This is a genomic window from Frankia sp. CcWB3 (genome assembly GCF_977927595.1).
This window is the reverse complement of sequence record NZ_CDWRCK010000075.1, coordinates 1-1,447: the sequence shown is the minus strand read 5'-3', so window position 1 is coordinate 1,447 and position 1,447 is coordinate 1. Positions and strand designations below refer to the sequence as shown.

General features: G+C 71.2%; 2 protein-coding genes. One reads left to right on the top strand and one right to left on the bottom strand.

The window, feature by feature from the left end; all coding sequences use genetic code 11:
* Positions 1 to 5: 5 nt before the first annotated feature.
* A complete protein-coding gene (locus ACY5KJ_RS08240) occupies positions 6 to 890 on the bottom strand; it encodes a hypothetical protein (protein ID WP_462186978.1) in 885 nt (294 codons plus the stop codon).
* 72 nt (positions 891 to 962) lie between these two features.
* On the opposite strand from ACY5KJ_RS08240, the gene ACY5KJ_RS08235 reads away from it, so the two are divergent.
* Positions 963 to 1,447: glycosyltransferase family 2 protein (locus ACY5KJ_RS08235; RefSeq protein WP_462203107.1), on the top strand; the 485-nt coding region annotated here is incomplete at its 3' end.

Below are 1,447 nucleotides of genomic sequence, written 5' to 3'. Positions count from 1 at the left end.
CTTCATTACGTCCCCTTGGTGGCTGATCCGGGTGCCGATCGCGGGTAGCAGGCGCAGCGCGGTGTCGATGGTGGCCAGCGCCTCGGTGTAGTCGCCGCACCTGCGTTGACCGCACGCGAGGCGGAACCGGAAAAGATGATCGTCGGGGAACTCCGCGACGGCGTCGGTGGCGCGCTGGCGTAGCTGTTCGCCCTGGCCGGGGAACGGTGGGGCGGCTCCCAGGGCGTTGAGGCAGACGTCGACGACGGCACGGGACCGGGGGACGGCGCTCCAGGCCGTGTCGAGGAGTTCGAGCGCGTGGCTGGTGGTGATGGTGCGGCTGCCGAACGCTGCGAACGCATGGAGGCCGGTGAACAGCGGGTCGTCGCGGTGGTGGCCGGCGGCGACGGCCAGCAGGGAGGATTCGAGGAAGAGGATTCGAGGAACTGGTGGAGTTCGTCGAACCAGAAGTTCGCGCGTAGCTTGCCGGCGTGGTACAGCGCGGCGAAGTAGCAGATGTCGGTGGAGCCCTGGAACGCCTCGACGATCCGGCCGGTGGCGAGGGTGAGGTCATGGCGGGACTCGACGGTGTCCTTGGTGATGAAGGCGTAGCCCAGCGACCACTTCTCGATGATGCCCGGGCGGGTCGGGCCGTCGGTGTGGTCGTGCAGCCAGCGGGCGCAGCGGGCCGCGACCTCGACGGTGGGCTCGCGCAGGAACCTGCGGCGCCAGTACCGGTCGGCGCAGATCAGCCAGGGGTCGGTGACGAAGTCCGCCGATGGGATCCGGAAGGGGGGTTCGATGTTCGCGTCGATCAGCTCGGCGGCGACGTCCTCGCAGACCCGGTCCAACTCGCGGGAGTCGGCTGAGGCTGCCTGACCGAGCCGCGCATTGATCGATGCGACGTCCATGTGCCCCCTCCGTCAGATCTTCTCCGGATATGTACCACACGGCTGCGGGGCGGATCGGTACATACTGCGAACATGCGGGTCGATGTGGTCACCGCGGTACACGCCGAGTACGCGGGCTACCTGCCCGCGGCGTGGGATTCGCTGCACCGGCAGAGCCATCCCCACTGGACGTGGCGGGTTCAGGTCGACGGGTCGCCCGACGAGGTCCTCGGCGCGCTGACCGCCTGCGGAGCGGCGGGCGATGGCCGGGTCCGGATCGCCGCGCACGGCACCCAGGAAGGCCCCGGGGTCGCCCGCAACATCGCCCTCGGCGCGTGCACCGCGCCGCTGGTCCAGAACCTCGACGCCAACGACGAGCTCGAACCCGACGCGCTCGCCGACCTCAGCGGCGCGCTCGCCGCCCATCCCGCGGCCGGCTACGCGGTCGGCCATGCCCGCGACCTGCACGCTGACGGCACCCTGCGCACCGCGCCGCTGGCAGTGCCCGCCGGGCCGCTGGCCCGCGGTGCGCTGGCCGTCGCGTGGGCGTCCGCCTTACCCGACCGCACCCTGCCACC